Origin of the sequence: Streptomyces netropsis, from assembly GCF_014203545.1 — a bacterium.
GTDB classification, from domain to species: Bacteria; Actinomycetota; Actinomycetes; order Streptomycetales; family Streptomycetaceae; genus Streptomyces; species Streptomyces netropsis.
This window is the reverse complement of the sequence record NZ_JACHJG010000034.1, coordinates 1-9,378: the sequence shown is the minus strand read 5'-3', so window position 1 is coordinate 9,378 and position 9,378 is coordinate 1. Positions and strand designations below refer to the sequence as shown.

Sequence of the window (9,378 nt, the reverse complement as noted above, 5' to 3'; positions counted from 1 at the left end):
TACATGCGTTCGCCGGTGGTGCTGTAGGGGTCGGCGGTGAAGCGTTCGGCGGTGAGGCCGGGGCGGCCGGTGTAGCCGTGGGCGAGCTGGATGCCGGCGAGGTAGAGCTCGCCGGGGACGCCGATGGGTGCGGGGCGCAGGGCCGCGTCGAGGACGTAGGTGCGGGTGTTCCAGATGGGGCGGCCGATCGGGACCGACGCGGTCGGGGTGTCGGGGCTGGTGGCGTGGGCGGTGACGTCGACGGAGGCTTCGGTAGGTCCGTAGAGGTTGTGCAGTTCCACACCCGGCAGCAGGTCATGGAAGCGGGTCACGGCGTCGGCGGGGAGGGCTTCGCCGGAGCAGATGACCCGGCGCAGGCCGGTGCAGTTGCCGGCTGCGGGGTCGGCGAGGAACGCCTGGAGCATCGAGGGCACGAAGTGGACGGTGGTGATGTTCTCGTCCTGGATCAGGCGTGCCAGGTAGGCGGGGTCCTTGTGCCCTTCCGGGCGTGCGAGGACGAGGGTGGCGCCGGTGCGCAGGGCCCAGAAGAACTCCCACACCGACACATCGAACCCCGACGGTGTCTTCTGCAACACCCGGTCCGAAGCATTCAGCTTGTAGGTGTCCTGCATCCACTCCAGACGGTTGTGAATGCCCTCGTGCCCGACGACGACGCCCTTGGGGCGTCCGGTGGAACCGGAGGTGAAGATGACATACGCCGCCGCGTTCTCCGGCAACACCCGCTCAGGGGCGGTGTCGGGACGGTCGGTGGCGATGCCGTCGGTGGTGTCCAGCAACAGGGCCGGCACGCTGGTCTTCGGCAGAGCCGGGGCAACCTCGACGGTTGTCAGCAGCAACGCCGGTTTGGCGTCCTCGAGGATCCAGCCGATGCGCTCGGCCGGGTAGTCCGGGTCCACGGGTACGTACGCCGCACCCGCCTTCACCACCGCATACAGCGCGACGATGAGCTCCAGCGACCTGGGAGCGGCGACGGCGACGAAGTCACCAGCGGCCACCCCCCGCGCGATCAGCTCGTGCGCCAGCCGGTTCGCCCGCGCGTCCAGCTCCGCATACGACAGCGACTCGCCCTCGAACACCACAGCCGCAGCGTCCGGCGTCCGGGCCACCTGCGCCTCGAACACACCAGGCAGCGTCCCCGCCGCAACCTCACACCCGGTCGCGTTCCACTCCTCGACGACCAGACCACGGTCGGTCCCGGACTGCACCTCCACCGCACCGATCGACACACCAGGGTCAGCCGCGACCGCCTCCAGCAGCCGCACCAGCCCCTCCGCCAACCGCCGCGCCGAACCCTCGTCGAACAGATCCCGCGCGAACTCCAGACGACCCGCGATACCGGCAGGGTTGCCTCGCTCGTCCAGGGCCTCGACGAGTTCGAAAGTCAGATCGAACCTCGCGTCGTGCAGCGGAACCACATGGTCGGTGGCACTGACACCGTTGAGATCCAGCGTGGTCGCGGGGTTGTTGTGCAGCGACAGGAAGACCTGGAAGAGGGGGTGGCGGGCCAGCGAACGGGTGGGGTTGAGGATCTCCACGAGGCGCTCGAACGACAGGTCCTGGTGGGCGTAGGCCGCGAGGTCCGTCTCCCGGACCCGGCCCAGCAGCTCCTGGAACGTCGGGTCGCCCGACGTGTCCGTGCGCAGCACCAGCGTGTTGACGAAGAACCCGACCAGATCGTCCAGCGCGGCGTCCGTACGACCCGCGATCGGCGAGCCGATCGGTATGTCGGTGCCCGCCCCGTAGCGGGTCAGCAGCGCGGCGACACCTGCCTGGAGCACCATGAAGAGGCTGCTGCCGTTCCCCTGGGACAGGGTGAGCAACCGCTGATGTGTGGTGGCGTCCAGCACGACGGGTACATCGGCCGCCCGCCGGGTCGGCTGGGCCGGCCTCGGGCGGTCGGTCGGCAGGGCCAGTTCCTCGGGGGAGCCCGCGAGGTTCGCCCGCCAGTAGGCGACCTGCTGTGCCAGCGTGCTGTCGGGGTCGGACTCGTCGCCCAGCACCTCCCGCTGCCACAGGGTGTAGTCGGCATACTGCACCGGCAGCGGCTGCCACTTCGGCGCTGCACCCTCGCAGCGGGCGACGTAGGCGGTGGACAGGTCGCGCGCGAGGGGGGTCATCGACCACCCGTCGCCGGCGATGTGGTGCATGGTCACCAGCAGGACGTGGCTGTCGGGCGCCGTCCGGAACAGCTGCGCCCGGATCGGTATCCGCGTGGCGAGGTCGAATCGGGCGGCGGCCTCCTCGGCCAGGGCCTGGGCCAGGTCCTCCTCGGCGACCACAGTGGTGGGCAGTTCGAGCCGTACGTCGGATCCGGGCAGGATCTCCTGGCGCGGAAGTCCGTCGGTCTCCGGGAAGACGGTGCGCAGGCTCTCGTGACGTGAGATCACGTCGTTGAGGGCGAGTTCCATCGCCTTCACATCCAGGGCGCCGGAGAGCCGGAGAGCCGTGGGCATGTTGTAGTTGCCGCCGGTGTCCTCCAGCCGGTTGAGGAACCACAGCCGGTTCTGGGAGGCCGAGAGAGGAATCTCGGCCGGGCGCTCCATGGCGCTCAGCGGCCTGCGGGCAGCGCCGGCGGAAGCGAACAGTGCGGCGATGCCCGCCACGGTCGGTGCCTGGAACAGGTTCCGTACCGACAGCTCGACCCCGAGTTCGGCACGGATGCGGCTGACGAGGCGGGTGGCGGTCAGTGAGTGGCCGCCCAGGTTGAAGAAGCTGTCGTCGATCCCGATCCGCTCCAGACCGAGGACGTCCGCGAAGAGCGCGCACAGCGATTCCTCGCGCTCGTCGCGCGGGGAACGGCCGGTGACCTGGTCGGCGAAGTCGGGTGCGGGCAGGGCCCGCTGGTCGAGCTTTCCGTTGGCGGTCAGCGGGAGGGCGTCGAGGGTGACGAAGGCGGCGGGGACCATGTACTCGGGCAGGAGGCCCGTGAGGTGTTCGCGGATCGCGTCGGTGTCGAAGTCCTGGCCGGTGGCCGGAACGGCATACGCGACCAGGCGCTTGTCGCCGGGCCGGTCCTCGCGGACGACGACCGCCGCCCGGTCGACGGCTCGGTGGGAGGACAGCGCGGTCTCGATCTCGCCGATCTCGATCCGGAAGCCGCGGATCTTCACTTGGTCGTCCGCGCGGCCGAGGTAGTCCAGTCGGCCGTCCTCGGTCCAGCGCACCAGGTCGCCGGAGCGGTACATCCGCTCACCCGGAGCACCGAACGGGTCGGCTACGAACGAGCCGGCAGTCAGCCCCGGGCGGTCCAGGTAACCGCGGGCAAGGCTCGGGCCCGCGAGGTAGAGCTCACCCGTCAGACCGGGCGGCAGCAGCCGCAGGTGCGAGTCGAGGACGTAGGCCCGGGTGTTCTGCAGCGGACGCCCGATCAGGGGCCGCGGGCTGTCCGCGAGCCGGCACTGGATCGCGTCCACGGTGGTCTCGGTGGGCCCGTACTGGTTGTACGTCATGGTGTCCGGCAGTTGCCGCAGTTCCTGCCACAGCGCCTCGCCGGTCGCCTCGCCGCCGATCTGCAACAGACGGGGCCGGTGCTGTGTGTTCCGCATGAGTCCGGCGGCCAGCAGATGCTGTAGATGCGTCGGTGTGATGTCGACGACGTCGACGCGCGCCTCGGCGATGTAGCGGGTCAGCCGCTCGGCGTCGCGCCGTATCTCGTCACCGATGACATGCAGTTCATGGCCGGCCAGCATCCACATCAGACCGTCGACGGACGCGTCGAAGGTGAACGCGCTGATCAGCGCGGTCCTCATCCGCCGTCCGGCCGTGGCCGCCTCCGAGGCGAAGATTCCTGCCTGGTGGCTGTGGAAGAGCTGAACAGCATTGCGGTGGGGGATCACGACGCCCTTGGGGCGGCCGGTGGATCCGGACGTGTAGATGACATAGGCCGGGTGCCAGGGCGAGAGGGCCGTCGTGCGGTCCTCGTCGGTGACGGCCTCGCCGGACTGCCGGGAGACGTCGTCCAGCACCGCCGGGGAGTCGAGCACCAGGCGGGATTCACCCTGTGACGCCACGGAATCGAGCGCCGAAGAGGTCTCGACGGTCGACAGCACGACAACCGGCCGCGCGTCCTGAAGCAGGTAGGTGATCCGCTCCGCCGGGTACTCGGGATCCACCGCGAGGTAGCCACCGCCGGCCTTGAGAACGGCCAGCAGCGATACGACCATGTGCTCGGTACGGGGCAGGACCAGGGCCACCAGTCGCTCCGGCCCCACTCCCCGCGAGATCAGGTGCCGGGCCAGCCGGTTCGCCCTGGCGTCCAGCTCCGCGTACGAGATCCCGGTCTCCCCGAACCGCACAGCGATCGCGTCCGGCGTACGTGCGGCCTGCGCCTCGAACAGGTCCACCATCGTTGCCCCGGGCACCGGCGGCGCGGCGGGGCTCCACTCGGTGAGCAGGCGCTCTCGCTCCTCCGCGCCCAACAGCTCGAGCCGGCCCACCGGAGTGGCGTCCCCTCCGGCGATCTGCTCCAGCAGCCGAAGGACCCGGCCCATGACCGACTCGGCGGTGGCGTGGTCGAACACACCGGCCTGGTACTCCAAACGCAGGTGCAGTCGCTCACCGGGGATCGCGGTGAGCACCGCCGCGTAGTGCGTGGCGTCGCGACCGTCGAACCCGGTGATCTGCAGACCCTCGCCGAGCGCCAAGTCGGCTGTGTCGACCGGGTAGTTCTCCACCACGACACAGGTGTCGAACAGGTCGCCCACCCCTGCCAGCTGCTGCAGCTCGGTCAGGCCGACATGGTGGTAGGGCGTGAGGGCGGCCTGCTCGCCCTGCAGCCGGTCGACGAGGGCGCCGAACGTCTCGCCGGCGTCGAGCGTCACGCGCACGGGCACGGTGTTGATGAAGAGCCCGACCATCGACTCGATGCCGGGGAGGTGCGGAGGACGGCCGGAGACGACCGAACCGAGGACGACGTCGTCACGTCCGGTGAGCTGGCCGAGCGCGATGGCCCACGTGGCCTGAAGAAGGGTGTTGAGGGTGCGGCCGCCCGACCGTGCCTGGCCCGCGAGTGCCTTGGTGAGGGAGACGGGAAGATCGACGGACACCTGCTCCGGAAGGCTGTGGCTCCGGCCCCGGTCGACGGGGGCGATCAGGCTCGGCTCCTCCAGGCCGCCGAGCGCCTGCGACCAGGCCGTCCGGGCGGCTGCCGGGTCCTGCTTGGTCAGCCAGGTGAGGTAGTCGCGGTACGGGGTCACCCGGGGCAGCCCACCCGGGTAGCCCTGCGTGCCGTACAGCTCGAACAGCTCGCGCAGCAGGACGGGCATCGACCAACCGTCGAGGAGGATGTGGTGATTGGAGATGACCAGTCGGTACCGGTCGGGAGCCATGGTGACGAGGGTGAACCGGATCAGCGGCGGCTTGGTGAGGTCGAAGCGCCGGGCGCGGTCCGCGGCCAGCCAGCGCTCCCACTCCGCCTCGCGCTCGCCCTCCGGCAGCAGGCCGAGGTCCGTCTCCGTCCAGGGCAGCTCCACCTCACGGGGAATCAGCTGTACCGGCTCGTCGAACTTCTCGTGAAGGAACGCCGCCCGGAGGTTGGCGTGCCGACGCAGCAGGGCCGCCGCGGCCAGTCGCATCGAGCCGGCATGCAGCGGGCCCTCGATTTCGAGCACCAGCTGAACCGCGTAGATATCGGCCGACTCCTCGTCGTACACCGCGTGGAACAACAGGCCCTGCTGCAGCGGCGACAGTGGAAGAATGTCCTCGACCCCACGGCTATTCACGTGAATTACTCCCACTCCATATACGCACAGGCTGTTCGCGCCCAGATGTATAACAGCGCATTTCAGAGGTCACTCAACAGTCGGCCCGAGTAGGGGGCAACGACGACTGCAACAAGCTGCCAGATCGCGGAGACAGGGGTTCGCAAGCCCTGGTGGGGACAGCAGTTGGCTGTCATCGTGTCGCCGTGCGGGCGCCTCGTTCGGTACGGTCCCAAGGACGCGGTTGCCCGGCGCAAGGGTCGGTCGGTGTCTTTTCGTGGCAGGACGACGGAGCATGCCGGAAATCCCGTTGCCGACGCACTCGGTTTCCGTCATGAACAGTGAAAAGGGATACGTATGCGGGTTCCGGCTGGTGATCTGGTATTCGATGTCGAGGTGTCAGGGCCGGAGGACGGAGAACCGGTCCTGCTCCTGCACGGTTTCCCGCAGAGCCGACGCGCCTGGGACCAGGTGGTGCCGGCTCTCCACGCCGCGGGCCTGCGGACCATCGCGCCCGACCAGCGTGGCTACTGTGACGGTGCCCGGCCGGAGGGCGCGGACTCGTACGCGCTGCCGCTCCTGGCCGGTGACGCGGTGGCCATCCTGGACGCCCTCGGTATCGAGTCCGCCCATGTCGTGGGCCACGACTGGGGGTCGGTCGTCGCCTGGTACCTGGCCGCACGCCACACCGGCCGGGTCCGGACCCTGACCGCGATCTCCTTTCCGCACCTGGAAGCGTATTGGTACGCGTTGCGCAACGACCCGCTGCAACGGCAACTCTCGCAGTACGTCGCCTACTTCGTGTCGCCCGACAGCACGGACGGGATGCTCGCGGACGGCGCGGAGCCGCTTCGATCCCTGTTCGGCGACGAGGTGGACCCCGATCAGGTGAAGCACTACCTCGACCTGCACACCCGCCCCGGAGTGCTGGACGCGACGTTGAACTGGTACCGCTCCGGCAGCCTGCTCGCCGAGCACGAGGGCCTGGGCCCGGTCCCGGTGCCGACCACCTACATATCGAGTGACGGTGACCGGGCGGCGAGCCGGGTCGCGGTGGACCGGACGGCGCAGCACGTGACCGGCCCGTACCGGTTCGTGCTCCTGGAAGGCGTCACGCACTGGCAGCCGGAGCAGGCGCCGGAACGTATCACCGAAGAGATCCTGCGACGGGTGAACCAGTGCCAGGGCCGTTGAGTTCGGGCCCGTGGCGGATCGCCGGGGCGGCTGTCCGGCGTGCGGAGGACGGTCCGGCCGCGGACCTCCGCCATATGGGGGAGCGGAGTCGTGCTCGTGCATGATCCCGACCCTTCGCGGACCGGAAATACTGAAGGCATGGCAATCAACACGGTGCGTCCGGCAGCGGTGATCAAGACGACCAAGGCGGTCCGGTCGACGGAACGGCCCGTGCCGCGCTGGGCGGAGATCGTCGCCCACGCCATCCCGCTGCTGGCCCTGCCGGTGTGTATCTGGCGACTGCCCATCGGGTTCGGATTCAGAATGGGCATGGACGTTCCCCACGCGCCGCAGCCGTTATGGGTGACCGTGCCCTACGTCTTCGCGCTCAGTCTGCTGTCCGAGGCGTTCGCGCTGCTGTGCTCCGGCTTGGTGCGTTGGTGGGGCGAGACCGTGCCCGAATGGGTGCCCGTGTTCCGTGGCAGGCGCATCCCGCCCTTCCTGGTGATCGTGCCCGCTGCCCTGGCAGGTCTCTTCTTCACCGCGTTGTCGGTCGACTGGCTGCTCTGCATGTTCGAGATCGCCGGATTCTCGGACGTCCCTTACACCAACGGGTGGTGGGCCGTGCTGGCGGGAACGGTCAGCGGCTTGTTCACCCTGTGGGGGCCGCTGGTGCTCGCCCTGACATACGGCTACTACCGGCGTCGCTGCCGGCCGGAAGCCTGAACGGCCCGCCGGCCCCTGCCGCTTCGAATTCAGTGAAGCCCCCGCAACCACCGTTGCCGGGGCTTCCGTTCGTATAACACACCCTGCCACCACCCCAATTGTCCTCGGCGGCACAGCACGGACACCGGGGAAAGCGCAAGACCGGTCCGATGGCAGCAACCTGTCACCGTTGTTGTTCCGGCACAGGGGCATTGGACATCCTCGAAAAGCCTCAGATTCTCCTCATTCCTTGCCCAAAAGGGGTTCAGCCATGGCCGAGAAGGCTGTGTTCGATCCGGCGATACGCACGGCGGCCGGGGACTTCCGATGACCCGCAACGGTGCGTCGTTCGCCCGGGCCGCCCGTGCCTCCGATGCCGCCCGTGCCGTCCGCGCGGTCGTCACGGGCCGGGGCCGTGAAGCCGGGGCGGCCGCTCTCCGCGGCGCCCCGAAGTTCCGGTTCCGTCTCGACGACCCGGCCGCCGAGGCACGGTTGCGCACCGCCCTGGAGGGCGTGGAGAAGCGGCTGCAGGACACCGCGACCGACACCGCCGACCCCCGTGTCGCCGAACTCACCGGGCACGTCACCGCGGCCGGCGGAAAGCGGATGAGGCCCCTTCTGGTGCTGCTCGCCGGCGAGTTCGGCGAGCCGTGGCGGGACGGGGTGCCGCAGGCCGCGGTCATCGTGGAGCTGGTGCACGTCGCCTCGCTGTACCACGACGACGTGATGGACGAGGCGAGCACCCGGCACGGCGTGCCCAGCGCCAACGTCCGCTGGGGCAACCGGCAGACCGTCCGCGGCGGCGACTGGCTGCTCGCCCGCGCCGCCCGGCTCGCCGCCGACCTCGGCCCCGAGGCCGTGCGCCTCAACGCCGACACCGCGAGCAGGCTCGTCGACGGGCAGGTGCGCGAACTGGTCGGCCCCGCCCCGGGCCAGGACCCCGTCGAGCACTACTTCCAGGTGGCCGCGGGCAAGACCGCGTCCCTGCTGACCATGGCGCTGAGCATCGGCGCCCGGCAGGCGGGCGCCCCGGAGCCGTACGCGGAGGCCCTGGGGGCGTACGGCGCCTACCTCGGCGCCGCCTTCCAGATCGCCGACGACCTGCTGGACCTCGCCGGGGCGGCCGAGACGACCGGCAAGGAACAGGGCAAGGACCTGCTGGCCGGTGTGCCGAGCCTGCCCGTGATCCTCGCCCGCGCGGACCGTGGTCCGCAGGGCGCCGAACTGCGCGGGCTGCTCGCCGACGGCCCGCTCCAGGACCCCGTGGCGCACCACCGCGCCCTCGAACTCTTCCCCCACTCCCCGGCCTTCGCCGAGGCCGGGGCCATCATGCGCGACCGTCTCGCCCGCGCCCGTGCCGCGCTCTCGGTGCTGCCGCCGATACCCGCGCGCACCGCACTCGAAGCCCTCTGCGACTTCGTGGCCGACCGGACCGGCTGACCGCCGCCGCCCGTAGGAGAAAGGAGCAGGCCGTGCCGCAGCAGGCCGCACACCCGACCGTCTCGGACGGGATCGCAGAGTTGTCCCGCGTCCGTGAGGAGGCGGTCCGAGGAGTACCCCGAGCCACCGAGGCACAACACGCCAAGGGCAAGCTGACCGCGCGTGAACGCATCGACCTCCTGCTCGACCCGGGGTCGTTCACGGAAGTGGAACAACTGCGGCGCCACCGGGCGACCGGCTTCGGCCTGGAGGCCAAGAGGCCCTATACCGATGGTGTGATCACCGGGTGGGGGACGGTGCACGGGCGTACGGTTTTTGTGTACGCGCATGATTTCCGGATCTTCGGTGGTGCGTTGGGTGA

Annotated in this window: 5 protein-coding genes; 4 read left to right on the top strand and 1 reads right to left on the bottom strand. The window is 69.9% G+C overall.

The window, feature by feature from the left end:
* On the bottom strand, positions 1-5,720 hold a 5,720-nt coding region (locus tag FHS38_RS34695), incomplete at its 3' end, for a non-ribosomal peptide synthetase (RefSeq protein ID WP_184740572.1).
* Positions 5,721-6,095: 375 nt separating this feature from the next.
* Here FHS38_RS34695 and FHS38_RS34690 point away from each other — a divergent pair.
* The 4 genes from FHS38_RS34690 to FHS38_RS34675 form a co-directional block, all read left to right on the top strand.
* Entirely contained in the window at positions 6,096-6,893 is a 798-nt protein-coding gene (locus tag FHS38_RS34690) for an alpha/beta fold hydrolase (RefSeq protein ID WP_229822953.1), read from the top strand.
* A 138-nt stretch (positions 6,894-7,031) separates the two neighbouring features.
* Entirely contained in the window at positions 7,032-7,598 is a 567-nt protein-coding gene (locus tag FHS38_RS34685) for a hypothetical protein (protein WP_184740568.1), read from the top strand.
* A gap of 306 nt (positions 7,599-7,904) precedes the next feature.
* Positions 7,905-9,017, top strand: a complete 1,113-nt coding sequence (locus FHS38_RS34680; RefSeq protein ID WP_184740565.1) for a polyprenyl synthetase family protein — start codon at positions 7,905-7,907, stop codon at positions 9,015-9,017.
* A gap of 32 nt (positions 9,018-9,049) precedes the next feature.
* Positions 9,050-9,378, top strand: a 329-nt coding sequence (locus FHS38_RS34675) for a carboxyl transferase domain-containing protein (protein WP_311775311.1), incomplete at its 3' end; no start/stop codon positions are given.

Excerpts from the sequence above, each read along its gene's own strand:
- FHS38_RS34680 (WP_184740565.1), top strand. The coding sequence starts at position 7,905 with ATGACCCGCAACGGTGCGTCGTTCGCCCGGGCCGCCCGTGCCTCCGAT.
- FHS38_RS34685 (WP_184740568.1), top strand. The coding sequence starts at position 7,032 with ATGGCAATCAACACGGTGCGTCCGGCAGCGGTGATCAAGACGACCAAG.